We start from the raw sequence: 24,138 nt of genomic DNA, 5'->3' as shown, positions 1-24,138 counted from the left end.
GAAATATCTTCGAAATGCGATCAACAATGACACGGCTCCATTTTGGGTGATGTGTCTCGGGACGCAGGCGTCCGTGTTTTTCGCACATGGACGACTGGAGGCCGGAGACGCGAGGTATAATGACGCAAGCTATCGCTAGAGGACGCGCAGAGAGAACATCAAAGGCGTGAAGTGTCTGCAATTGTCGTGACATGCCCGGCACGGGATGGGCAGTTTGTCGCCAGGCCGGTGGCGACCACCCCATCTTCCGGACAAACTGTTGCGACGCGCCCTTCGAGAATCAGGATGGGCAGATGTCATAGCCCCCGTCATGGATGACCGCCCGCGCGTCTTGCATCCGAGCCAGTAGCGAGTTTTTCGCGTCGTTGATGTGCTGTTCCAACAGCGAACAGGCTTGATCTGCATTGCGCGCAAAACATGCTTGCAAGAGCTCGCGATGCTCGTCATGGGACCGCGCAACGTAATCCAATGTCGTCACGGCATACGACAAGTAACGCTCGTTGAGATCACTAAGGCTGGCAAGATGCGCCAGCAGCCGGGGCCGGTTGCATGGCGCAACAAGGCTGGCGTGAAATGCCTTGTTCAGGTCCGAAAATGTCTCGACCGAGGCCGTCTCCGCTTTGGCCTGAATTCTCTCTGCCACCTCAAGGTGCCGGTTCGTAAGGTTGGGAATGGCGTGCCGCAGTGCCAAAGGTTCGGCGAGCGCCCGCATCTCCGAAATCTCCGCAAAATCATCTGCGTTCAGTAGGGTGACCTCCGCGCCCTTGTTCGTGGGCACAGAGACAAGGCCCTGCCGTTCCAGCAGACGCAGGCTGTCCCGGATCGGCGTTCTGCTTGTTTCAAACCTCTTGGCCAGGTCTTCCTGTCTAAGGACCGTACCGGGCGCCAACTCGCCACGGACAATGCTTTGCCTGAGTTCCTCTGCGATCTGGAGCGTGCGCGCTCCATTGCGTGTGCTTGTTTTGGCCATGATCCGCTCACTAAGTCATTTCGCAGCCTTGCACGAGGGATAAAATGTCTTCAATAAATATTTTTGTATACAAAAATTAAAATAGGATTCTTATGTCAAAAAGTATCAAACGCGTTCACGATGCCGCCCACTCCCTCGGTCTCGATCTGACTGTGCGACGAATGGCAGAGACAACACGAAGTGCTGCGGATGCAGCTCTGGCTTGTGACTGCGAAGTCGGACAGATCGTAAAGTCGCTGGTCTTCGAGGGGACACAAAGCTCAGCACTCAAGTTGGTCCTTGTCAGTGGTTGCCATGATCTCGATCTGAACCGATCCACCGCAGACTTCGGCGAACCGCTCAAGCGGGCAGATCCAAAGCGAGTGCGGTCCGAGACCGGGTTTGCCATTGGCGGAGTTGCACCGATTGGGCATCTGTGTGCGTTGGACACTTGGATGGACAGTGCGCTCCTAAAGTACAACGAAGTATGGGCGGCGGCCGGAGCACCAAACGCTGTCTTTCGTGTCGATCCAAAGAGCCTCGCGCGCCTGCCGGGTGTCAGGCTTTTTACCAACAACACGCGTTAACGCAGAAGCCGCGCCAACGCGCGGAACATGTTACACGCTGTTCCCGCTCGAAAGGATGGACGATTTGGGCCGACATACTCACTTGTCAGAGCAACCAGTCGGCGACGTGCACTATGCCGATCATCCGGACCTTCGGGAGATCCCTCGCTCGCGTGCAGCTGCGCGAAACTGTGTAGTGCTGTGCAGTTTGATGGCGTTGTCGCTTGCGCTTTTGTTCTCGGTGGCAGGTGCCTATGACACCGGTGAGCTTGGCCTCGATCATCGCCTGATCCTATGGACGACAATCAAGGTGCTTGTCGTGGCACAGGCGATCCTGTTCAGAGCTCTCATTTTATGGGCCATGTCGGATGGATGGATTTCCCAGACACTGGCTGCACTCGGTTCGATGCTGGCGACAAACATCGTTGCCGGATTTGAAATTCATGGCATGAAGGTTATCGGTCTGCTGCCAAAAGACCCTGATCCCATGCTGGAATTCATCGTTTTTCTTTCTCCAGCGGTGCTGCCATTGGCTGGTGTGACGGTCTTGATCTGGATCTTGTTCGATCAGAGGCGTGACAGCCCCGAAAGACTTGGCAATGAACGGCAAGTCGAGGCTCATATCAGCATAGACAAGAATTTGGGTGCATCAGCCACGTCGGACTGGCCAAAATCGGGGGTGATGGCTGTCAGGGCTTACGATCATTATCTGGAGTTCAGATTGGAAGAGGGGTGCTGTCTTGTCAGAGGGCGGATGAAAGACGCCGTTGCTCTCCTGGCGCACACGTCCGGCCTGCAGGTTCATCGGTCATGGTGGGTTTCGCCAGAGGCAGTTGTGCACATCAAGACGAGAGGACGCGACAAGGTAATAGTTCTGTCAGATGGCGAACAAGTTCCAATTGCCAGGTCTCGTTTGTCCGTGCTGCGTGAAAACGGTTGGATCTGATATGATCGCTAGACAACAACCTCGCATGTTTGCTCGGGCCTGGATTGCAAGACGTTCTGGGCGTGTTGAGGGCCGATCTGCGTTGATTGGATGTGGCCTGCAAATCGCATTCATCGACCAGTTCGCGCCGCAGCTTGTACAAAAGCGGGACGAAGTTAGCTTTCGCTGCAGCTACCCCAATGTCGATTGTTCGGCGGCAAGCTTGTTAAGAAGAGCTTTGCTGTCATTGCTGGACCTAAGTTCAACACAGTTTGCGATGTCTTTTGCAGATCGTAGGATCGCCTGATCCTTATCCCCAAAGACTTTGTCGTATCTAAATGTCCAAAAAAGCAGGGAAAACTTCGGACCATCTCGGCGCAAAACTCTTATGAAACGACGCAAGACTGGAGGGTGCAGCCTTATGATGAGGTGTGATCTCAACGCCCGTTCTTCATATGTACGTGTGTTGCCACCCTCAATGATCCACCGCTCTTTAGAGATCTGTGAGCGGACCAGTGCATCTATTGTCGTTTCCGGTCTCAAATTGCCGTCGCAATCCCAGACCGCGTCATCAACAGAGTAGACAGGCAGATCCAGTTGGCTGCTCATTCGCTTAGCTAACCAGGTTTTGCCTGAACCTGGCCCACCAATGATCATCACTCTGGAAACAGACATGATCGATCATACAATACAAGAAAGCCTAGGTGAAAGCAGACCTTCATGCGTCGCACAGCATTCGCCACCTTAGGTTCTAAGCTGACCCGACCCTACGGCTCCCGGAACGCCTCGCGTGACTTGTAAAGCGGCTTCATCAGGTATTGCAGCACCGTCTTCGACCCCGTGTGCAACTCGACCTCGGCCTGCATGCCCGGACGGATAGACACAGATTTCTGCCGCTCCGTCAGGGCCGACATATCCACGCGCACTGTCACCTTGTAATGCGGATCACCATCCGGCTTGCGCTCGTCTTTGAACGTGTCGGCCGAGATCAGCTTCACCTCACCCTTGAGCGCACCATAGATCGTGTAGTCATAGGCGCTCAGCTTCACGCTGGCCTCCTGCCCCGGACGCACCCCTGCAATATCCTTGGGCGATACACGTGCCTCCACAAACAATTCTTCATCCAGTGGAATGATCTGCAAAATTTCCTCGCCCGGACGCACGACACCACCGATGGTCGTCACACTCAGATTGTTCACGATGCCCCGCATCGGGCTGACCAACACGGTCCGGTTCAACTGGTCCTGCGCCGATTTGTAGGTCTGGCGCAATGTGCCCAGCTCTTTCAGTGTGTCCGAATAAGTCTGCGCGCGTTCCAGTTCAGTCTGAGTGATGATCTCATCCAGTTTGATCCGGGCATCCGCATGGGCCTTGCGGGCGCGGGTCACTTCGATCAGAGCCACGATCTTGCGCTCCAGCAGGTCCTCCAGCAGCGCACGTTCCTTGGCCGCCTGATCCAGCACGCGTTGCGCCCCTTCGCGGCGGCTCAAAAAGTCAGTCTGGCGGGCGTTCAGAAGCGACCGTTCAGACGCAACTAACCCCGGCATCTGTCGTTCCAGCCCGCCGGGCACGGCGAAGTCGAACTGCCCCGCCAACTCGGCCTCAAGGCGCAACTGACGCACGGCCAGTGCCGTGATCTGGTCCTGCAGATCATCCGCCTGGCTCTGAAACTGGGTGCCCTGCAAACGGGCCAACACATCGCCGCGCTCGACGATATCGCCCTCGGCCACGGCCAGTTCAGCCAGAATACCCCCTTCGAGGTTCTGAATGATCTGCGGACGCGAAGATGAAATCATCTCGCCCGACCCGCGCACGATCTCGTCCACCCACGCAACGGCTGCCCAAAGCACAAACACCAAAACGGCGCCCGCGCTCAGCCACACCACCAGCGACGGGCCGCGCATATCGGCCTCAAGCTGACCACTCAGATTGGTGCCCGCGATGCTCATGCGATCTTGCCCCTCAGTGGACCGGTCTTGCCGATATGGCTCAGCACCTCGTCACGCGGGCCGTCCACGGTCATGCGTCCGTTCTGCAGGATCAATGTGCGGTTGGTCAGCGACAGGATCGGCACCCGGTGCGTGGCGATGATGGCCGTGCGGCCATTCATCCATGTCTCCAACCGACTGACCAGAGTGCTCTCAAGCATCTGATCCAGCGCGGCGGTGGGTTCGTCCAGCAGGCAAATGGCCGGGTCCTGCAACCACAGCCGTGCCCAACCAATGGACTGTCGCTGCCCGATGCTCAGGCCCTGCCCACCATCAAGGATCTCCAGATCAAGCCCCTTGTGGTGCGCCTTCACAAATGGACCAAGTCCCGCAAAGTCCAGTGCGGCATAGAGGCGGTCATCGTCGCGCTCCAGCAAAGTCAGGTTCAGGTTGTCGCGCAGCGTGCCCGAGAACAGGCGCACATCCTGCCCCAGATAGCCGATCAACCGACGCAGGTCGCGCGGCTCGATCTGGCTCATATCCGTGCCGTCGATCAGAACACGGCCCTTGGTCGGCGCATAGACCCCAGACAGGATCTTCAAAAGCGATGACTTGCCCGCCCCGTTCGATCCCAGAACGGCCACACGCTGCCCCGGCATGACCTGCACGCCCGGAATATCCAGCGTCGGCGCGCCGTCGTCTTCGTACTGAAACTGCACCTCGCGCAGCTCGAAATGGCCTTTCAGGCTGTCCCGGCGCAGATAGGTCCGGCTTTCATCCACATCCTGCGGCGCCTCGGCAATGGCATCCAGCCCATCCAGTGCTGCCTTCACGTTGCCCCAGCGGGCCATGGTCCCCGCCAATTGGGTCAGCGGCGCCAGTGTACGCGAGGTCAGAATGCCCACGGCAATGATCGACCCCACAGTGAACTGCCCTGCAAAAACCAGATAAGTGCCCGCAATCACCGCAGCCACATAGGTCATCTGCTGCATGCCCTGTGACCAGAACGTCAGAACGGACGCCAGCCGCCGCTGTTCGGACGACTTCATGGCCGACAGCGTCGTCAACTCTTGCCACAGACGCATCACACGGTCCTCGGCGCGCTGCGTCTTGACCGTATCCCGCTCAAAGATCGCCTCGTGCAACAGGCGCGACGACTTGGCAGAGGCCCCTTGCGTCTCTTGTGTCAACCGCAGCATCCGCTTTTGCAGGAAGAAACCCGGCACCACCATCAGGATGCCACCCAGGATCAGCACCCACACAACCGGCCCGGCGATGGACGCCACCAGCAGCAAGAAAACAAAGATAAACGGAATGTCGGCAATGGTGCCGATGGTCGACGCGGTAAAGAATTCGCGCACGGAGCCAAACTCGCGCATGGCCGAAAAGGTCATCGAGGGCGACTGCCCGCGCACATCCGACCGCATGCCCATCACACGCCGCATCAGCAACGTCAGCACCGACCGCTCGATCTGCCGCCCCGCCCCGTCCATCAACCGAGCACGGGCAATCTTGATGAACGCCTCAAGCAGCAGCGCCAGACATGCGCCCGCGGCCAGAACCCACAATGTCGCCTCGGACTGATGCGGGATCACGCGGTCATAGACCTGCAAGGAAAACAGCGCCACGGCGACGGCCAGCAGGTTCGCGACAAAGGATCCCAGCGCGATCTCGGCCAGCGCCTTGCGAAAGCGCGGGAACTGCCCCCAGAACCAGTGGTTTGTCACCTTGAAGGTCTTGTGCACCTCGGCCACACGTTCAAGCGGTGCCTCAGCTTTGACCAGCAAACCCTTGAAAAAAGGTGTAAATTCCGTCAGCGGCACATGCGCCCGGTTGTCCGGGCAGGTCTTGTCAAAAATGACCAGATCATCCCGGTCCTGGCCGACGACAAGCACGACCTGACCACTGGTCATATAGGCCAGCGCGGGCCAGTGATCAGACCCAGGCGTCTGGACCGATTGGACCTGAGCCCGCAATCCAGCGGCCTGCAAACAGGTTGCAATGGCGCTGGCCTCGACCTTGTCGCTGGCCCCTTCTCGCGATTGCAGCGACAGCGTCTCCACCATGTCGGACCGGGCCGAGGACACGCCAAGCAACCCCGCATAGGCGACCGCCATATCCGCCCGCGCATTCAGTCGATCGGCTATCCGGTTGGTGTTGTCCGCACGCGGTGCCTCCTTGACCGGGGCTGCCTTGATCTGCGCGCGGTTGCCATTGGTGACGGTCAGGGTAAAGGGCCGCTTGTCGGTCAAATCTGCTCTCCATCGGCAAGGACACCCTGCACGCGGGCCAGTTCGACCTGCAGCCTGATGGCCTCGTATTTCAGCAGCACTTCCGACACCTGGCGCGCGGCAAAGGTTTCATAGACGCCCACCACGTCCATGACCTGCCGCTGCCCGGCCTGATATTGTTCCTGGAACAGGTCCAGGTTCGCCTTGGCCTGCGCGGTCAACCCGCGCGCCTCACCTGCTTGACGGGCGGTCGCAGCAACCTCTCCTTCAAGCCGTCGCAATGTGCGGTTGGCATCCTCATTCGCCTGCGCGACCTGTCGGCCAGCGGCTTCCTTGGCGGCCTCGATCGCCCGCAGGCGCGCGCCGGTGCCAAGGCCAAGCGACATGCCCCCCGCCGTGATCCCCGCCCCGCTGTTTTCGCCAACGGTGGCCTGCGCGTTGATGCCCGGCAATTGGCTGGCGCGATCAATCTGGGCCTGCGCGATGCTGCGCTCTTTCTCAGCTTCGGCGCGGGTGACGGACAGGGGTTGAGAGGCTGTGCCGCTGACGGTCAACGCTTCCAGCCCGCGCACATCATCAAGCGGCTGGATCGACATCGCGTTCAACTCTGCAATGGCCGTGTTCGCCGCTTCATCGCTGGCAGCGATAGCGGCCCGGATCTCAGCCAATTTCTGGCGGATCACGTTCAGGTCCGACATGTCGGACACGCCACCCCGGACGCGCTCAGACATGATGTATTCGAAATGCTCCATCTCGCGCAGGGTCGCGCGGTGGACGGCTGCACTCTCGCGCGCTTCTACGGCGTCCAGATACAGACCAAGCCCGGTGGCCACCCGGGCGTTGGTGTCTTCGGCCAGTGCCACAGCCGCCACTTCGACATCGGCTTTGGCAAAGGCGCGTTCACCCTTCTTGCGGCCATTGTCGAAAATCACCTGATCCACAACGATCTGCGTGATCACATCGCCCAACGAATTCAGCGACACGCGCGGTCCAATGGTTGGCAACCAGTTCTTCGACGCCGCCGACGCACGCAGGCGCGCGGCCCGCAGCTCTGTTTCAGCCGCCCGTGCATTGACGGCCAAGACTGACGTGGCAACTGTTTCATAGGCACTGCCCACAGGCAGCACGGACTGGCGCTCCAGCAAGCCCTGAATGACAGGGCTTTCGGTATTCAGTGTTTCATCATGTTTCGTGGGTGTCGCCCGCAACGCGGCCTGGGATACGGGCGCCGCAGTGTCAGCCACGCCCGTGTTCAATCGGGAAACAAAGGGCACGTCGCCCATATACTCTGTACACCCCGCAGTCAGCGAGACGGCGGCGAAAAACGCCGCAAACTTGATACCACCTTGCCCCATAGTCCTGTCCCGTTTCGGGTTTTTATCGTTGGGTTGTGTGGGCGCGGTTACGGAACCCGGTCCGCGCCTCATATCGTTCTGGAGTGTGCTCGATTGTTTTTTGTAGTTGCTCTTGCCCAGTGAAAATTTCGTTTTGTCAGTGTCCTAGACGACGCCCGTGTTGACTGCGATATCGTCGTCCAGAATAATCGTGCCTTCGGTCCCAAGGCTGTAGATGTCGTAGGCCTGCCCATCCACGGTGGTCGATCCCGTGCGCGTGGCCCCTGCGATGGTCACCGTGTCGTCGCTGCCGCCATGAATGGTCAGCGTGTTGGTGCTGTCCGACAGCCCAAGCAGCTGCGCTTCGGTGATCGTCAGGTTGGCCTCTTCCGCGAATTGCAGCTCAACCGCTTCGATCTGGTAGTTGCCCAAAGCCGGGTTGCCCAGATTGACGGTGGAATTGGCACTTTCATCGTCCAGCACCACGTAGGTGCCAACGGTGTTGCCCGCCGCATCCGCGCTGCTCACCACAAGGTGCGAGCCATCTGGTACATCGGTCTGGAACTGGAAGTTCGTTTCGCCCAGCACATCAATATCGATCTGCGTCGCAGCCACGTCAGTGATCGACCCGTCCGCGTTGACCTGCGCCACGGCCAGATCCCCATCGCTTTGCTCGGTCGAGATGCCGCGGATACCGTCCGCATCACGGGTAAAGCTGGCGATGACAGGACCATCAGGGGCGTCTGTATCGATGCGGACCGTGTCGCTGAGGGTTTCGGTGTTGCCTACAGCGTCTGTCGCCATGACAGTGATCGCCGCGTCATATTCCCCGCTGGGGATGGCCGATGGCGGAATATCCAGTGACCAGTTTCCAGCCACATCTACGGTTGCCGCCAGAACAGTGCCATTGAAATCAACCATGACGGTCGAGCCGGGCTCGACCTGTCCGCCAAGGTTGATGCCCTCGCGGGCCTCAGCCCCGCTGACCACATCGTCAGCGGTCACGTTGTCCTGGATATCAAGCTGGTTGACCAGCGTGTCGACCCGCACGGTGTCCGACACCGTGGCCACGTTGCCCGCAAGGTCGGTCGCGGTGACAGATACGCTTGTCGTGTATTCGCCCTCGGGAATTTGCGAGGCCGCGAAGGGCGCGTGCCAGTTCCCGTTGGCATCCACGATGGCCTGCACCGTCTGGCTGCCCAAGGTGACTGTTACGGTCGATCCGGGCTCTGTCGTTCCATTGACGACAACCCCGTCGGCCCGTTCAGCCCCGGAAATCACGTTGTCGCCTTCGATCACATCCGCCGCGACAGACAGGTTGTCGACGCGCGTATCCACGTGCACCGTATCCGTCACCGTGGCCGTGTTTCCGGCGGCATCGGTTGTGGTTGCAGTGACCTGCGCATCGTAGGTGCCTTGCTGCACTTCGGTCGCATTGAAGAACGCCTGCCAAACACCGTTGGTGCCTGCAACGGCCTGATGCGTGACACCGTGCAACGTCACGTTGACCAGCGCACCGGGATCAGCGGTGCCCGACAGGACCACCCCGTCGCTCGCCTCGGCCCCGTTGATGATGTCATCCCCCTCAACCGGACCGTCGAGCGTCAGAACGCTTGCCTGCGTGTCGACATTCACCGATTGGGTCACGCTGCTGGTATTGCCCGCAGCGTCGGTGGCTGTTGCCACCATGTCTGTCGTGTAGGTCCCGGTCGGCACCTGCCCCGGCGCAAAACTTGCGGTCCATGTGCCATCCGCAGCAACCACGGCATTCGCAGTGACACCGCCCAGAGCTACGACAACAGTCGATCCAGGCTCGACGATGCCCGTGACCACCAGGCCCGACGCCGCCTCAGCCGCGTTGATTGTCCCGTCTCCGCCCGCGGTGGAGGTGTAGCCCAGCGCATTGACCAACGTATCCACAGTGACCGCCCCGGTTGCCGTTGCACTGTTCCCAGCGGCATCCGTTGCCACAGCCGTCACGGCAACCTCAGTCTCACCCGCCGGAATTTCAGAGGCAACGAAGACCGCCGACCAGTTGCCCGCAGCATCCACCGCTGCGCTACGCGTCACGCTGCCAAAGGTCACCTCGACCGTCGATCCGGGCTGCGCCGTGCCGGTCAGTGTCACGCCATCCGAGGCTTCTGCCGCGTTGACAACACCGTCCGTCTCGACCGTCGCAGTCTCCATCGTTACCGAAGCAACAGTGTCAACGACCAGCGTATCGCTGACGGTCGTGCTGTTGCCAAAGGCATCCGTCGCCACGATGGCAATATCGGTTGAATATTCCCCGTCGGCAATCGTGCCAGGCTGCCAAGTGGCCTCCCAAGTGCCGTCCTCGGCCACAGTCACCGTGCGCGTGACACCCGCAACGGTGATGGCGACGGTTGCACCTGCTTCGCCGGTGCCTTCAAGTGTCACACCACCCGACAGCTCCGTGCCGTTCACGATATGACCGACCGAGTCGACCCCTTCGGTCACGGCCACTTCGGGCGGGGTTGTGTCGATGACAAACGCCGGACCGGCAATTGTGGTCGTCCCGCCACCCGCATGGGTAAAGAGCGCCGACGTCTCCACTGTTCCATCCGCCGGGAACGTGCCATCGGCAAACTCGACCGACCATGTGCCGTCATCGGCGATGGTAACAGTTTGAACCTGCCCACCAGCCGTCACCTGAACGGTATCACCGGGTTCACCAGTGCCGGACACGGTAAAGCGGTGGGTTGACGTGTCGTCGCCACCCACATTCGTAGATGTGCCCACATTGTCTACGGTCGGGTCCGCCGGAGTGTCAGCTGGCGTACCAACACCGCCGCCGCCGCCTCCACCGCCGCCGATGACGGCAGCACCGCCAATCACAGCGGCAGCCGCCGCAGCGCCACCCCCCAAAAGACCACCACCAAGAAGGGTCGCGCCCAACATCGACACACTTTCTTCGTCAGCGACAGCGGCCTGAGCCACCTCCGTGCGGCCCAGATAGATCAGGTCGTCCGACGGGCTCCACTTGCCCCACTGCTCAGTCGGCCCGAACTGGGCAAACAGCTCACCGTCAGCGGTCTCGACAAACGCAACCTCGTTCAGGTAGCCATCGGCAGAGATGAACAGCCGGTTCGCATCGCCAGCATCATTGAAATAGTTTTCCAGAGTGATCTGGCGCCCATCAACAAGGGTGATGATCAGATCGTCGCCGCTGCGCTGCTGACCTGCCAGATCTACTTGCCGCAGGTTGAACGAAATCTCCTGCCCGCTTGCCAGTGAAACCGTTGTAGCGCCATCAATGGGCACGACTCCACGCTGCAATGCGCCCGCGCCATCGCGGACGACGAAATCAATCGCCTTCATCTCAGTACCACCACTCTCGCCCCAGACCGCTTTGGTGCAGTCCCTTCAGGTAACGCGCCGCCGACATTGTTTGCCGTGCTGACCACTTGTTCTGCAGGCAGTGATAAGCGAATCATGATTCTAGGGCTAGAGTCTTTTTTTCAACCGATCACAATTTCCAGCGTTTCCAGGTACATATTGTGTTGATTCGGACTCACTTACTGCCGCAACGAGGTCACCCCATGCCCAAGTCACCTGATCTTCTCAACCTCTGGTATACGGGTGTGAATGCCGTCGGGGGGGATGCCGCCGTCAGCCGAACAATTGCCGCCGGAGACGTGCAGGCACCTGATAGGATCATAGCTGTCGGCAAGGCCGCCGCCGCCATGGCGACCGCCGCGGCACGAACCTGGCCTGATACGCCTTGCCTGATCGTCACAAAATACGGCCACGCCGAAACAACACCGACCGGGGCGCAAGTGATCGAGGCCGCCCATCCGGTGCCGGATGCGGCCTCCGTAACGGCGGGACAGGCCCTGATCGATGCGGTTCAGTCCTGCAAACCCGGCAGTCATCTCCTCATGCTTGTTTCAGGCGGGGCGTCCTCATTGGCAGAGGTTCCGACAGGCGACATGACACTGGACGCACTCAAGGCCGAAACGCAGGCACTTCTGGCCTCCGGCGCGCCGATCGGAGACATGAACGCGCACCGCACGTCCCGGTCACAGATCAAGGGCGGCAAACTGCTGGCCCGCTTCAAAGGGGCACATGTCACAACGCTGGCGCTGTCGGATGTAGAGGGCGACAGCCTGGGCACCATCGGCTCCGGCATCGGGGACGCGCCATCCGATCCTAGCTTTACCTTCGCACCGCACATCATCGCCAGCAACGCCATCGCGCGGGAGGCGGTGGCAAAGGCCAGCCCCGTGGCCGTGCTGACAAACAGCGAAACACTCTATGCCGATGTCACGGACCTCGCGCCGCGCCTCGGCCGGATGTTGCGAGATGCCGCACCCGGCCTGCATATTTTCGGCGGTGAGCCCGTCGTTCAACTGCCCGACAATCCGGGACAAGGCGGGCGCAACATGGCACTGGGTCTCGCGCTTGCCCGAGAGATCGCCGGGACCCAAGGGTTGCGCATCCTCGTGGCGGGCACAGATGGCACGGACGGCCCCACCGACGCGGCAGGTGCCCTGATCGACGGCACCACATGGGCAGACAGCGGCGCAGACGCACTTGCGCGCGCCGACGCCTATCCCTGGCTGAAAGACCGCGGCGGCCTTGTCATCACTGGCCCTACGGGCACGAATGTCATGGACCTGCTCATCGCATACAAGGCGTGATCCAAAGGCCGCTGCGCGACGACATATTTTCAGGGGGCGCTGCCCCCGGCCTATGGCCTCCCCCGAGGTATTTTGGGCCAGAAGAAGAAAGGGGAAGGCGCCCGGCCCTCCCCTCATGAAGAAAGGTAACCCCTTCTCCTGGCACGGCCATCGGCGCCTCCGCCTGTACCGTATGCGCTACATGACCTGTTCAGGTTAACAATCTCTTTCTTCTGGCCCAAAATACCTCGGGGGTGAGCGCGTGAGCGCGAGGGGGCTGGCCCCCTCTGCCGCTTGACAGTCTCGCAAGGCGCGGCTCACCGTGCGTCCATGAAAAACACACTCCGCGAGATCGAAGAGCAGCCTGATCTGGGCATCACCCTCGCCGACGGGACCCGCTTGTCCGCCCGAATGCGGTGCCCGATTGATGCCGTTGACGATCCGGTCCCGGTGATCCTCGAATACCTGCCCTACCGCAAACGCGATGGGACCTGCGCCCGCGACGCGCTCACACATCCCTACTTCGCCCAGCGCGGCTATGCCTGTCTGCGCGTCGATATGCGAGGCAATGGCGACAGCCACGGGGTGATGGAAGATGAATATACGCAACAGGAGCTTGACGACGCGGTCGAGGTAATCAGGTGGGCGGCGGCCCAGCCGTGGTGCAATGGCAATGTTGGCATGATGGGGATCAGTTGGGGCGGCTTCAACAGCCTTCAGGTCGCAGCGATGGCGCCGGAGCCGCTGAAGGCCATCATCACGCTGTGTTCCACTGTCGACCGTTTTGCAGATGACATCCATTACAAGGGCGGCTGTCTGCTCAACGAAAACCTCGGCTGGGGCGCCACGATGTGGAGCTATTCGTCCCGCGCCCCCGACCCGGCCCTGCGGCCCGACTGGCGCGAGATGTGGCTGGAGCGGCTCGAAAACGAACCCTTCCTGCCCAGCACATGGCTACGTCACCAGACACGGGACGACTATTGGAAACACGGCTCGGTCTGCGAGAGCTACGACACGATCAAGGCCAAGGTGCTGGCCGTTGGCGGTTGGGGCGACGCTTACAAGAACGCCGTGCCGCAGATCGTGCAGAACCTGCCCGGCGCGAAGGGCATCATCGGTCCATGGGTGCACAAGTACCCACATTTCGCCGTCCCCGAACCGCGCATCGGCTTTCTGCAAGAGGCGCTGCGGTGGTGGGATCGCTGGCTGAAAGACGCGGACACCGGGGTCGAAGATGACCCGGACCTGCGCACTTACCTCATGGACGGCATTCGACCGGCCACTTGGTATACCAACCGGCCTGGACGATGGCTTGCAGATGCGCAAACTGAAACACAGCATTGGTACATGACCGACACCGGCCTCGGCCCGGAGCAAGGCACAATCCAGCGCGAGATCGCATCGCCCCAAGACACCGGCGCCGATGCTGGGGAATACTGCGCCATCTGGCTGGGTCCGGAATTGCCCGGAGATCAGAGGCGCGACGATGCACTGAGCGCAAGCTTTGACAGCGCGCCGCTGGGTGCAGAACTCGCAATTACAGGCGCCCCGGTCATTCGCCTGAACCTGAGCGCTGACAAGCCCGTTGCCCATATCGCCGTGCGGCTGAACCACATACATCCCGACGGCGCCTCTACGCGCATCACTTATGGCCTTCTCAACCTCGCAGACCACCTGGGCAGAGCATTGGCGCCCGGACAGCGAGAAGCCGTTTACCTTCATCTGGATCACATTGCGTATTCTGTACCGGCAGGCCACCGCATGCGCGTTTCTGTGTCCACGGCCTATTGGCCCCTGATTTGGCCTGCGCCCGAAGCGGCCACCGTCACGCTGCACGCGGGTTCACTGTCGATTGACGCATTGACTGACGCTGACACCTGCCACTTCGAACCACCGGACGCTGCAGCACCTTGGCAAACCGAAGAACTTCGCCTCGAAGCTCACACCCGCCGTCAGGAAACCGACATGGTCACAGGCGTCACCTCCCTGATCATCGAAGACGACTTCGGCAAGGTTCGCGATCTGGACCACGGCCTGGTCCACGGCTCTATCGCCCGCGAACGGTGGGACATCCATCCCGATGATCCCTTGTCTGCAAGGGGTACTTGCCACTGGACGGACGAAATCGAACGCGATGATATTCGCCTGCGCACCGAGGCGCAGTGTGCAATGTGGTCCGACACCACCCACTTCCACCTCAACGCAAAACTGGACGCGTTCGAGAACGATATACGTGTTTACGAACGCGAGATAACCGACAGGGTTCCGCGGCGGAACCTATAGGCGCTGCATGCCGCTGACGCTCACAATGCTGAAAACATTCCCGGATTACCCCTTGCGGGGTGTCATCAAATGGGTACGCTAACGGCGCAAACAAGAAACGCGCCGCCAAGGCGCAGGGGACCAACCGGGAGAAATTGATGTCAAATGAACTGGAACACCTGTCAGCCAAGGTGGCGGCAGGCAAGATGACGCGACGTGAATTCATGGCGCGCGCCGCAGCCCTTGGTGTCACGGCGGCCGTTGCATCCTCGATGCTCGCCACCGAAGCCAAGGCCGCACCGGTCGCGGGCGGTACATTCAAGATGGGTATTCAGGGTGGTGAATCCACCAACAGCCAGGACCCGGCCACGTGGGCCTCCGATGTCCCGCTTGCTGGCGGTTTCCTGTGGGGTGAACCCCTGGTCGAACTGGTCGCCGACGGCAGCCTCAAGGGGCTGGTCGCCGAAAGCTGGGAAGGTTCGGACGACGCCACAGTCTGGCGGTTCAAGATCCGCAGCGGCGTCGCGTTTTCGAACGGCGCGGCGGTCACCGCCGACGACGTGCTCAAGACAATGGAACGCCACTCGAACGAGGAATCGAAATCGGGCGCACTTGGTATCGTGCAGGGCATCGAAAGCATGCGCACCGACGGCGACGTGTTCGAAGTGACGCTGGGCGTCGGCAACGCCGACCTGCCCTACCTCATGGCGGACTATCACCTGATCATCCAACCCGGCGGCGGCTTTGACGACCCGGCAGCGGCCATCGGCACAGGCCCCTACACGCTGGAAACGGATGAGCCCGGCGTGCGCATGACCTTCGCCCGCAAAGCGGACTACTGGGGCGGCGACCAGACGCAAGTGGCCCACTACGACGCAGTCGAAATCATCGTGCTGAACGATGCCACCGCGCGCACGGCAGCCCTGCAATCGGGTCAGGTCGACGCAATCAACCGCGTGGAACCCAAGATCGCCAAGCTGCTGGACCGTGCCCCGACCGTCAACGTGCTGTCGACCCAAGGACGCGGCCACTACGTCTTTATCATGCACGTGGACACCGCGCCGTTCGACGAAAACGAACTGCGGCTGGCCCTGAAACACGCGCTCAACCGCGAGGAAATGGTCGAAAAGATCCTGCAAGGCTATGGATCCGTCGGAAACGACATGCCGATCAATGCGGCTTATCCTTTCTTTGACGAAACGATCCCGCAGCGCAGCTTTGATCTGGAAAAAGCGGCAGAGCACTACAAGAAGTCCGGCCACGATGGGTCGCCCATCATCCTGCGCACCGCCGATGGCGCCTTTCCCGGCGCGGTCGATGCCGCAGCCCTCTTCCAGCAGTCCTGCCAGGCGGCAGGCATCCCGCTGGAAATCAAGCGCGAGCCCAATGACGGCTACTGGTCCGAGGTCTGGAACGTGCAACCATTCTGCTGCTCCTACTGGGGTGGTCGCCCCGTGCAGGACCAGATGTACACCACGGCCTACCTGTCCACGGCAGACTGGAACGACACACGCTGGAAGCGCCCTGAATTCGACGCCATGCTCCTGGAAGCCCGCGCCGAGATCGACGAAGGCAAGCGGAAAGAGATCTATTCCCAGATGGGTCGCATGATGAACGAAGAGGGCGGCGTGATGGTGCCCATGTTCAACGATTTCGTGGATGCGGTCTCCGCATCGGTCCAGGGATGGGAACCGAACCCGAACGGCCCGCAGATGTACTGGAAAACCGGCAAGTACACCTGGAAAGCCTAAGCCCACATCACACCGCGCCCGCACACAAACGGGCGCGGTTTTTCAATTCACGGCCCTACGCACGCCCTTAGCCGGGCGGCATCGGTCCCATCAGGACCCGACCATATGCACCCCATTCTAAAACTTGTCGCAGAGCGCCTCGCCCTTGGTGTGTTGTTGCTGTTCGCGGCCTCTGCCCTGATCTTCGGCCTGACCGAGATCCTGCCCGGCGATGCGGCACAGGCCATTCTGGGCCAATCCGCCACGCCCGAAAGCCTCGCCAACCTGCGCGAGGAAATGGGGCTGAACCGCCCCGCCGTCACCCGTTACGTCGAATGGCTGGGCGGCATCGTCACCGGGGATATGGGTGTGGCGCTGACCAACAAACTGCCCATCGGTGAACAGATCGCGCGCCGCATGTCCTCCACCCTGTTCCTTGCCTTCTGGGCGGCCATCATCTCGGTCCCGCTGGCCATCCTGCTGGGCCTCATCGCCGTGCGCTTCCAGAACCGCTGGCCGGACAAGCTGATCTCGGGCATCACGCTCGCCTCGATCTCGCTGCCCGAATTCATGATCGCCTACATCCTGGTGTTCTTCTTCGCGGTGAAACTCTTCTGGGCGCCATCGTTCGCCTCAGTATCGCCGGGCATGCCGCTGCTGGATCAGTTGCACGCCATCTCACTGCCCGTCGCAGTGCTGACGATGGTGGTTCTGGCGCACATGATGCGCATGACACGCGCAGCCATCCTGAACGTGATGCAATCGGCCTATATCGAAACGGCTGAACTGAAGGGCCTGACCACGTTCAAGGTCATCTACCGCCACGCTTTCCCCAACGCCATCGCCCCCATCGTCAACGTGGTGATGATCAATCTCGCCTACCTTGTGGTGGGTGTCGTCGTGGTCGAAGTGGTCTTTGCCTATCCCGGCATGGGCCAATACCTTGTGGACGCGGTGGTCAAACGGGACGTACCGGTCGTGCTGGCCTGCGGTGTGATCTTCGCCGCCGTCTACATCATCCTGAACATTGTCGCTGACGTGGTGAGTATTCTCGCCAACCCGCGTTTGAGGCACCCAAAATGAGTTTTTCACCGAGAAAACTCATTTCGTGCGACCAAGCGTCTTTGCAAGGCAAAGGCGCGGGGAGGCACCCGGTCGCTATTCTGGGAACATAACATGCTAAAAAACATCCCCCTCTCCGCCGCCATCGGCCTTCTGATCACCGGCACCTACTTCCTCGCAGCCCTCTTCGCGCCGCTCATCGCCCCCTACGGCATGGCCGAAACCGTGGGTGACGTGTGGGAGCCCTCCTCCGCCGCCCACTGGCTTGGTACCGACCAGATCGGACGCGACCTGCTCACCCGCATGATATTCGGCGGCCAAACGACGATCTTCATCGCCACCGCCGCCACGATCCTCAGCTTCACGACCGGCTCTGTTCTGGGCTTCCTCGCTGCTGTTTCGGGCGGGTGGGTCGATCAGGTGATGAGCCGCCTCGTCGACCTCTTCATGTCGATCCCGTCGCTCATCCTCGCGCTGGTGATCCTGTCGAGTATCGAGGCCACGGTGCTGACCCTGATCGTCATCATGGGCCTTCTGGACTCCACACGGGTCTACCGCCTCGCCCGCGCGGTGGCCGTAGACATCAGCGTCATGGACTACGTGGAAGCTGCCCGGCTCAGGGGCGAAAAACTCGGCTGGATCATCTTCCGCGAAATTCTGCCCAACGCGCTCTCACCGCTTGTGGCCGAAATGGGCCTGCGCTTCATCTTCATGGTGCTCTTCATCTCTACACTGTCCTTCCTCGGCATCGGCGTGCAGCCTCCGCTCGCGGACTGGGGCGGCATCGTGAAAGAGAACAAGGAAGGGATCAATTTCGGCATCGGCGCCGCGCTCTACCCGGCGGTGGCCATCGCCACGCTTGCCATCAGCGTGAACCTCATTGCCGACTGGATCCTGAACCGCACCACCTCACTCAAAGGGGGCCGCGGATGACCCAAACCCTTCCTTTCTTCTGGCCCAAAATACCTCGGGGTCCGGGGCAGAGCCCCGGAGATATGCCAACATGACAACACCACTGCTCAAAGTCCGCGGCCTCAAGATCGGCGCCACCGTCTATCCGCCCGGCGAAAAACCCCACGACATCGAAATCGTGCACGGCGTCGACTTCGATGTCGAAGCGGGCAAGGTGCTTGGCCTGATCGGAGAGTCGGGCGCAGGCAAATCCACCATCGGCCTTGCCTCCATGGCCTATGGAAGAGGTGGCGTAAAACTCACCGCAGGCTCTGTCGAAGTGAACGGGCGCGACGTACTGAAGGCACCGCTCAAGGACATCCGCAAGCTGCGCGGGGCCGAGGTGACATATGTCAGCCAGTCGGCCGCTGCCTCGTTCAACCCGGCCAAGCAGATCATGGAACAGGTGATTGAGGCGTCCGTGGGTCAGGGCAAGTTCTCCAAGGCCAAGGCACAGGCCCGCGCCGTTGAACTCTTCACCAAGCTGGGCCTGCCCGACCCCGACACCATCGGTAACCGCTACCCGCACCAGGTCTCGGGCGGACAACTGCAACGCTGCATGACGGCGCTCGCGCTCTGCCCCGAACCCGACCTCGTCGTGTTCGACGAACCCACCACGGCCCTCGACGTCACGACCCAGATCGACGTGCTGAAAGCGATCAAGGACGCGATCCGCGACACCGGCGTCGCCGCCCTCTACATCACCCACGACCTCGCGGTCGTAGCGCAAGTCAGCGACCACATCATGGTGCTGCGACATGGGGAAAAGGTCGAATACGGAACAACAGACCAGATTATCAACACCCCCCAGGAAGAGTACACCAAGGCTCTCGTCTCCGTCCGCTCTATCGAACACGAGGAAAAGCAACCCACCGAACCGGTCCTGCGGGTGGAAAACATCACCGCCCGCTACAAAGGCACCAATTTCGACGTCCTGCACGATGTCAGCGTCGACATCAGCCCGGGACAAACGCTGGCGGTGGTGGGCGAATCCGGCTCCGGCAAATCCACCCTCGCCCGCGTGATCACCGGCCTCTTGCCGCCCACGGCAGGCAAGATCACCTTTGCCGGCCGCACGCTCAGCCCCGACCTCCCCTCGCGCAGCATCGAAGACATGCGCGAGTTGCAGATGATCTACCAGATGGCGGATACCGCCATGAACCCGCGCCAGACTGTGGGCACGATCATCGGGCGTCCACTCGAATTCTATTTCGGCCTCAAAGGCGCAGAGAAACAAAAACGCATCCAGGAACTTCTGGACGAGATTGAACTCGGTCAAGGCTTTCAGGACCGCTACCCGGCAGAACTCTCCGGTGGACAGAAACAACGGGTCTGCATCGCCCGCGCCCTCGCGGCGAAGCCCAAGCTGATCATCTGTGACGAGGTGACATCGGCACTCGACCCGCTGGTGGCCGACGGCATTCTCAAACTGCTGCTCGACCTGCAAAGGATCGAGGATGTCGCCTACCTCTTCATCACCCACGATCTGGCCACGGTGCGCGCCATCTCGGACAGCATCGCCGTGATGTATCAGGGCAAGGTCCAGCGCTACGGCACCAAGTCCGAAGTGCTGACGCCCCCGTTCGACGACTACACCGACCTCCTGCTCAGCTCTGTGCCGGAAATGAAACTGGGCTGGCTCGAAGACGTCATTGCCAATCGCAAGATGGAAAGCGCAGGCAACTGAAGGACACCCCAAAATGGATGGTGGGCGGGGCGTCTTTGCCATTGGCAAAGCGCGTCCGATCCGGCCCATCTTTCAATTCTGCAACCTGACCTGCGCAACAACGTCTTGGTGCCGACATATCCCTATGCCTACAGTGCCCCGACACGAAGGGACCGGCCATGACACACAAACTCCTGCTCATCATTCTTGACGGCGTACCGCTCAGAAACTTCCGCCGCCTCTTCGGCAATCTCGAAGGCTGGGTGGACAGCGGCGACGCGCAGACGTGGACACACCGCAGCGTCATCCCGTCAATCTCCGCCTCCTGCTATGCGTCGATCCACACCGGGGTCACGCCCGCCGAACATGGCTGCACCGGCAACGGCAACGTGTCCCGCCTGACCCACCCTGACGTGTTCGGGCAGGTCCGCAAGGCAGGCGGCACCACGGGGGCCGTCGCCCATTCCTTCTGGTCCGAGTTTTTCAACCGCGCGCCCTTCGATTTTGTCCGCGACATCGAATATGACGAACCAGCCAGCGACACGATCAACCACGGTCGCTTTCACACAATGACAGGCTACGGCGCCAACAACCAGATGACACCGTCCGACGTGGACCTCTTCGGCACACTCACCAGCCTCTGCACCCGGTTCGACCTGACCTACGGCATGCTGCACACATGTACGCTCGACAGTATGGGGCACCGGTTCTTCCACGATTGTCAGGAAATGGATCAGGCCTGTTTTGTCATGGACGAGATGCTGGCCCCCTTCATCCCGCGCTGGCGCGACATGGGATACCAGGTGATCGTGACCGCCGATCACGGGCAGGATGACCGCGGGCACCATGGCGGGCGTGGCGCATTGCAACAGGAAACAGCGCTCTACTATTTCGGAGAGGCTAAGGGCCCCGACACAGGCACCGTGATCGACCAGTTGCAACTGGCCCCCACGATCCTGAACCGCCTCGGTGCCGACATCCCCGACACGATGAAGGGCAAAACTTTCCTGAGTTGAATCCAAGCCGTGCAAGTGGTGGCCCGTGGGGTGCCGCTCTATCGCTCTTTCAGCGCACTTTATCGTGGTCATTTGCCTATGACAGGTCCACAGCGCGCCAACGGAAACGTAGCGGCAGCCCGCCGGGACGGGCCGCCACTGGCACGGCGCCTTCGGCTTGATTCCGTGCCCAGGTCCTCAGCTCAGGCCGTCGCCTTGTAATCTGCAAACACCTCGACCAAAGCCGAGGCTTGCTGCATCCCCTGCACCCTGCGCTGCAATTCACCCTGCCCGTCAAACAGCAACAGCGTCACATGCGGTGAATTGAACCGCCGGGCAAAGGCAGCGCCCTCGGGCGTCTTGATATCGGCAACAAGGTACACCAATCCGCAATCGTCAAAATCGCGCAGCGCCTTGCGTGTTTGTTTTTGTAAAGCCGTGCAAGTGGGACATTGCGGGTCATGGACCTGCACGATCGCCAGGTCGCCTTTGCCCACGCGGGTCAGATCATGCTCAGCCGCATAGCTCCGGAACGAACTCACCCCCCAAAACCCACCACCCAGAACCACGGCCGAGGCAGCCGCGCCACCGCCCATCACCGACCGGCGTGACAACCCACTTTTCTCCGACTTCGATGGTGCCGCCTTCACACGTTTTTTCGACTTCGGCATCTTGTCCCCTTTTCCGACATCTCTTGGCAGAACGATAGGACAGAACAAACAGACATGCGGTCACGTCTCCGTCAGGTCTGAGCGACCCATGAACGCATCGTTAACGCGGGTCACCAAAGGTTAACTGTACGGCGTTGGTAAAGCGCAGATTAACAGGCGTTCGGGGGCAAAATGCGCAGTTTCCCGGCAAAAATGCGCGGAATGCCTCGAACATCCCGAAATCAATGCAAATACAGGGGTCCAAAGATCGCAAAAGGCGCGGCAAACTTCGCAGTTCCGCGCCTTTCACGTTGTCAAACCGCACCGCACGGTGCGTTAGGATTTACTGGGCTGCCATCGCCTCGGACGCCATGTCCCACGGACGGACAAAGTCACCCAAAACGGTCTGGATCGCTGTCTCGCCCTCGCCATTGGCGGCGACCTGCGCGACCAAACCACGCTTCTTGTCATCCGTCACGGCCACAACCTGCGCCTTCAGCCCTGCCTCGCTCAGCGCCGCGTTGTAGACACGCGTGATCGCCTCCTTGCGCAGATCGGGTTTGAAGATTTTTCCGACAGCGGTCTTTGGCAGCTCGTCCATGATGGTCATGTGTTTGGGCTGTGCCGCCCGCTCGTGGACATGTTCCTTGCAAAACGCCATCAACTCATCCGGTGTCACCGTCGCACCGTCGACCAGCTCGACATAAGCGCACGGCAGCTCACCCGAATGCTGGTCAGGCTGACCAATCGCACCGGCAAAGGCGACGGCCTCATGACCCAGCAGCGCCTCTTCGATCTCGGCCGGATCGATGTTGTGACCGCCACGAATGATCAGGTCCTTGGCGCGGCCCGTGATCCACAAATACCCGTCTTCGTCAAAGCGGCCCAGATCGCCCGTCCGCAGGTATTTCTCGTTGTAATACAAGTCTTTGTTCTTGTCGGCCTCGGTATAGGTGTTGCCCGCCCAGACGCCCGGATTGCTCACACAAATCTCGCCAATCTCATCCACACCGGCCTCAATCGGACCATCCGGTGTACCCTTGTAGATTTTGACGTCCGTATAGGGGAACGGGATGCCAACAGAGCCGATTTTCTTTTCGCCGTCGATGGGGTTGCCGGACACAAGGCAGGTTGCCTCGGTCATGCCGTAGCCCTCAACGATCTCCACGCCTGCAGCGCTCTCATAGCGTTTGAACAGCTCTTGCGGCAGCGGGGCCGAACCCGAGAATGTCGATTTCACGGTGCCGATATCCGCATCAATCGGACGCTGCATCATGGCCGCAATGGCCGTGGGCACCGACGCGATAAAGGTGATTTTCCACCGCTCGGTCAGCTTCCAGATATTGTCGAAAACGCCCTCACCCCGGTAACCCTGCGGCGTGGGGAAGATGCAATGCGCACCGGACGCAACCGCGCCTAGCAGCAACACATGAGCCGCCATGACGTGGAAAAGTGGCAATGGTGCCAATATGTTATCTTCAGCCGACAGCAGAACGGTCGCACCAACCCATCCGTTGTAGACCATGCCGGAATACTTGTGCTGCGCGACTTTCGGCATGCCGGTTGTGCCGCCGGTGTGGAAGTAGCACGCGACGCGATCTTCCTGCACATCCTCGAACTGCAGCGTTGTCGGATGCTTGGCGCATTCTGCGTTGAAGTTCAGATAGGTGACACCCGAAGCCTTCTCGAACTTCGGACGGATCAGCGGGATGATAAAGGATTTCAGACCGGACACATGGCCCAGCAGATCAACCTCGAACACGGTTTTGACATTGGGGGCCAGCTTCACCGCTTCAGTGGTCTTCTCGGCCACGTCCGTCTTCGGAAACGCGCGCAAGGTAACCACGGCCTTGGCATCCGTTTCGCGCAGGATGGCACCGATCTGTTCGGCGTCCAGAAGCGGGTTGATCGGGTTCACAATGCCCGCAGTCGCACCACCCAGAAGCGTGATAACCGTCTCGGTTGCGTTGGGCAGGATGTAGGCAACAACGTCGGTCGGGCCGATGCCATGCTTGCGGAACATGTTGGCGCATTGCGCCGTGCGGCCCTGAAGCTGTGCCCATGTCAGCGTCTCGGCTTTGGACTTTGGGTCCGAAAAGATCTGGTAGCTGATGGCGTTGTGACTGGGGTATTTCTCGGCCGTTCTGCTCAACATACCGAATAGGGTTTTGGCGACATCACGCTCTTCCCAGGGCATCTCGTTCTGAATGGCGTCGCGGTCCGCGATCCCGGCAAATGGCATGGTCATC

At 60.6% G+C, this 24,138-nt stretch carries 17 protein-coding genes; 9 read left to right on the top strand and 8 right to left on the bottom strand.

Going from position 1 to position 24,138, the window contains the following annotated elements; genetic code table 11:
* Nucleotides 1–280 precede the first annotated feature (280 nt).
* Nucleotides 281–970 carry a GntR family transcriptional regulator gene (locus Q1A51_RS05760; RefSeq protein ID WP_299598894.1) on the bottom strand — a complete coding sequence of 230 codons (690 nt, stop codon included), beginning with the start codon at nucleotides 968–970 and terminating at the stop codon, nucleotides 281–283.
* A 161-nt stretch (nucleotides 971–1,131) separates the two neighbouring features.
* On the opposite strand from Q1A51_RS05760, the gene Q1A51_RS05755 reads away from it, so the two are divergent.
* Together Q1A51_RS05755 and Q1A51_RS05750 are read left to right on the top strand one after the other, a co-directional pair.
* Nucleotides 1,132–1,536, top strand: coding sequence for a YbaK/EbsC family protein (locus tag Q1A51_RS05755; RefSeq protein WP_299202314.1), 405 nt, complete (start codon nucleotides 1,132–1,134; stop codon nucleotides 1,534–1,536).
* A gap of 298 nt (nucleotides 1,537–1,834) precedes the next feature.
* Nucleotides 1,835–2,461, top strand: coding sequence for a LytTR family DNA-binding domain-containing protein (locus tag Q1A51_RS05750; protein ID WP_299598897.1), 627 nt, complete (start codon nucleotides 1,835–1,837; stop codon nucleotides 2,459–2,461).
* 171 nt (nucleotides 2,462–2,632) lie between these two features.
* Here the strand turns inward: Q1A51_RS05750 and Q1A51_RS05745 are convergent, their stop codons facing one another.
* The 5 genes from Q1A51_RS05745 to Q1A51_RS05725 form a co-directional block, all read right to left on the bottom strand.
* Nucleotides 2,633–3,115 (bottom strand): hypothetical protein, encoded by a 483-nt coding sequence (locus Q1A51_RS05745; protein ID WP_299598900.1) that lies wholly within the window; start codon nucleotides 3,113–3,115, stop codon nucleotides 2,633–2,635.
* 92 nt (nucleotides 3,116–3,207) lie between these two features.
* A complete protein-coding gene (locus tag Q1A51_RS05740; protein ID WP_299598903.1) occupies nucleotides 3,208–4,389 on the bottom strand; it encodes an HlyD family type I secretion periplasmic adaptor subunit in 1,182 nt (393 codons plus the stop codon).
* Nucleotides 4,386–6,620 (bottom strand): ATP-binding cassette domain-containing protein, encoded by a 2,235-nt coding sequence (locus Q1A51_RS05735; RefSeq protein WP_299598906.1) that lies wholly within the window; start codon nucleotides 6,618–6,620, stop codon nucleotides 4,386–4,388. The genes Q1A51_RS05740 and Q1A51_RS05735 overlap by 4 nt, the downstream gene beginning before the upstream one ends.
* Nucleotides 6,617–7,954, bottom strand: coding sequence for a TolC family protein (locus tag Q1A51_RS05730; RefSeq protein WP_299598909.1), 1,338 nt, complete (start codon nucleotides 7,952–7,954; stop codon nucleotides 6,617–6,619). The genes Q1A51_RS05735 and Q1A51_RS05730 overlap by 4 nt, the downstream gene beginning before the upstream one ends.
* Nucleotides 7,955–8,098: 144 nt before the next feature.
* The gene (locus tag Q1A51_RS05725) at nucleotides 8,099–11,272 is read right to left on the bottom strand and encodes an Ig-like domain-containing protein (protein WP_299598913.1); all 3,174 of its coding nucleotides are present in this window, start codon (nucleotides 11,270–11,272) and stop codon (nucleotides 8,099–8,101) included.
* 221 nt (nucleotides 11,273–11,493) lie between these two features.
* Between Q1A51_RS05725 and Q1A51_RS05720 the strand changes: the two genes are divergently transcribed.
* The 7 genes from Q1A51_RS05720 to Q1A51_RS05690 all read left to right on the top strand — a co-directional run bounded on the left by Q1A51_RS05720 (nucleotide 11,494) and on the right by Q1A51_RS05690 (nucleotide 21,260).
* Nucleotides 11,494–12,594, top strand: coding sequence for a DUF4147 domain-containing protein (locus Q1A51_RS05720; RefSeq protein ID WP_299598916.1), 1,101 nt, complete (start codon nucleotides 11,494–11,496; stop codon nucleotides 12,592–12,594).
* 309 nt (nucleotides 12,595–12,903) lie between these two features.
* The gene (locus tag Q1A51_RS05715) at nucleotides 12,904–14,856 is read left to right on the top strand and encodes a CocE/NonD family hydrolase (protein WP_299598920.1); all 1,953 of its coding nucleotides are present in this window, start codon (nucleotides 12,904–12,906) and stop codon (nucleotides 14,854–14,856) included.
* A gap of 137 nt (nucleotides 14,857–14,993) precedes the next feature.
* Nucleotides 14,994–16,586, top strand: a complete 1,593-nt coding sequence (locus tag Q1A51_RS05710; protein WP_299598923.1) for an ABC transporter substrate-binding protein — start codon at nucleotides 14,994–14,996, stop codon at nucleotides 16,584–16,586.
* Between the two features lie 105 nt (nucleotides 16,587–16,691).
* On the top strand, nucleotides 16,692–17,648 hold the full coding sequence (locus tag Q1A51_RS05705; RefSeq protein WP_299598925.1) for an ABC transporter permease: 957 nt from the start codon (nucleotides 16,692–16,694) through the stop codon (nucleotides 17,646–17,648).
* Between the two features lie 93 nt (nucleotides 17,649–17,741).
* Nucleotides 17,742–18,560 carry an ABC transporter permease gene (locus Q1A51_RS05700; RefSeq protein ID WP_299202281.1) on the top strand — a complete coding sequence of 273 codons (819 nt, stop codon included), beginning with the start codon at nucleotides 17,742–17,744 and terminating at the stop codon, nucleotides 18,558–18,560.
* Nucleotides 18,561–18,630: 70 nt separating this feature from the next.
* On the top strand, nucleotides 18,631–20,265 hold the full coding sequence (locus Q1A51_RS05695) for an ABC transporter ATP-binding protein (RefSeq protein WP_299598927.1): 1,635 nt from the start codon (nucleotides 18,631–18,633) through the stop codon (nucleotides 20,263–20,265).
* A gap of 158 nt (nucleotides 20,266–20,423) precedes the next feature.
* Nucleotides 20,424–21,260, top strand: coding sequence for an alkaline phosphatase family protein (locus Q1A51_RS05690; RefSeq protein WP_299598930.1), 837 nt, complete (start codon nucleotides 20,424–20,426; stop codon nucleotides 21,258–21,260).
* Nucleotides 21,261–21,442: 182 nt separating this feature from the next.
* Here Q1A51_RS05690 and Q1A51_RS05685 read toward each other — a convergent pair whose 3' ends face one another.
* Complete coding sequence (locus Q1A51_RS05685; RefSeq protein WP_299598933.1) at nucleotides 21,443–21,910, bottom strand: hypothetical protein; 468 nt, start codon at nucleotides 21,908–21,910, stop codon at nucleotides 21,443–21,445.
* A 322-nt stretch (nucleotides 21,911–22,232) separates the two neighbouring features.
* Nucleotides 22,233–24,131 (bottom strand): acyl-CoA synthetase, encoded by a 1,899-nt coding sequence (locus Q1A51_RS05680; protein WP_299598935.1) that lies wholly within the window; start codon nucleotides 24,129–24,131, stop codon nucleotides 22,233–22,235.
* Nucleotides 24,132–24,138 lie beyond the last annotated feature (7 nt).

It is taken from the genome of uncultured Tateyamaria sp., from assembly GCF_947496075.1.
Classification (GTDB): domain Bacteria; phylum Pseudomonadota; class Alphaproteobacteria; order Rhodobacterales; family Rhodobacteraceae; genus Tateyamaria.
Note: the sequence above shows the minus strand (reverse complement) of the source record. Positions and strands in the feature narration are given on the sequence as shown.

What these genes read in the sequence shown, in the direction of transcription:
- Q1A51_RS05760 (WP_299598894.1), bottom strand. Translation starts at nt 970, where the DNA reads ATGGCCAAAACAAGCACACGCAATGGAGCGCGCACGCTCCAGATCGCA.
- Q1A51_RS05755 (WP_299202314.1), top strand. Translation starts at nt 1,132, where the DNA reads ATGGCAGAGACAACACGAAGTGCTGCGGATGCAGCTCTGGCTTGTGAC.
- Q1A51_RS05745 (WP_299598900.1), bottom strand. Translation starts at nt 3,115, where the DNA reads ATGTCTGTTTCCAGAGTGATGATCATTGGTGGGCCAGGTTCAGGCAAA.
- Q1A51_RS05740 (WP_299598903.1), bottom strand. Translation starts at nt 4,389, where the DNA reads ATGAGCATCGCGGGCACCAATCTGAGTGGTCAGCTTGAGGCCGATATG.
- Q1A51_RS05730 (WP_299598909.1), bottom strand. Translation starts at nt 7,954, where the DNA reads ATGGGGCAAGGTGGTATCAAGTTTGCGGCGTTTTTCGCCGCCGTCTCG.
- Q1A51_RS05725 (WP_299598913.1), bottom strand. Translation starts at nt 11,272, where the DNA reads ATGAAGGCGATTGATTTCGTCGTCCGCGATGGCGCGGGCGCATTGCAG.
- Q1A51_RS05720 (WP_299598916.1), top strand. Translation starts at nt 11,494, where the DNA reads ATGCCCAAGTCACCTGATCTTCTCAACCTCTGGTATACGGGTGTGAAT.
- Q1A51_RS05715 (WP_299598920.1), top strand. Translation starts at nt 12,904, where the DNA reads ATGAAAAACACACTCCGCGAGATCGAAGAGCAGCCTGATCTGGGCATC.
- Q1A51_RS05710 (WP_299598923.1), top strand. Translation starts at nt 14,994, where the DNA reads ATGTCAAATGAACTGGAACACCTGTCAGCCAAGGTGGCGGCAGGCAAG.
- Q1A51_RS05705 (WP_299598925.1), top strand. Translation starts at nt 16,692, where the DNA reads ATGCACCCCATTCTAAAACTTGTCGCAGAGCGCCTCGCCCTTGGTGTG.
- Q1A51_RS05700 (WP_299202281.1), top strand. Translation starts at nt 17,742, where the DNA reads ATGCTAAAAAACATCCCCCTCTCCGCCGCCATCGGCCTTCTGATCACC.
- Q1A51_RS05695 (WP_299598927.1), top strand. Translation starts at nt 18,631, where the DNA reads ATGACAACACCACTGCTCAAAGTCCGCGGCCTCAAGATCGGCGCCACC.
- Q1A51_RS05690 (WP_299598930.1), top strand. Translation starts at nt 20,424, where the DNA reads ATGACACACAAACTCCTGCTCATCATTCTTGACGGCGTACCGCTCAGA.
- Q1A51_RS05685 (WP_299598933.1), bottom strand. Translation starts at nt 21,910, where the DNA reads ATGCCGAAGTCGAAAAAACGTGTGAAGGCGGCACCATCGAAGTCGGAG.
- Q1A51_RS05680 (WP_299598935.1), bottom strand. Translation starts at nt 24,131, where the DNA reads ATGCCATTTGCCGGGATCGCGGACCGCGACGCCATTCAGAACGAGATG.